The sequence below is a fragment of the Mesorhizobium sp. M7A.F.Ca.MR.362.00.0.0 genome (genome assembly GCF_004023175.1).
Taxonomy (GTDB): Bacteria; Pseudomonadota; Alphaproteobacteria; order Rhizobiales; family Rhizobiaceae; genus Mesorhizobium.
The window spans coordinates 1-271 of record NZ_RZTF01001029.1 but is presented as its reverse complement, the minus strand read 5'-3'; the positions used below and the strand labels follow the sequence as shown (position 1 = coordinate 271).

The window sequence follows — 271 nt, the reverse complement described above, 5'->3', positions numbered from 1 at the left end:
ATAAGGTTCAAATGCCTTCATATTGCGCTTGTCATGTTCACCAGGATTTGTGAAATATCTGGAGTCAGTAATTTCTTGGCCTAAATAGCCTGTATAGCCGTTTTGCTTCAGCGTGGCCAGAAATTCGCCGAGGTTATGATGACCATCTCCCCAAATCAAATGGCCATAAGGATTGCCGTCAACAAAATGAGTATGGATGATGTTCGCCCCAAAGACATCGAACCAGTCTTGCAATGTTTCCCCTGCAACACCCATTGCAGTTGTGTCTACC

1 pseudogene is annotated in these 271 nt (G+C 44.6%); it reads right to left on the bottom strand.

Annotated elements, in window-relative coordinates:
• Window positions 1–271: pseudogene (locus EOC06_RS41265) on the bottom strand (sugar phosphate isomerase/epimerase); the annotation flags it as partial.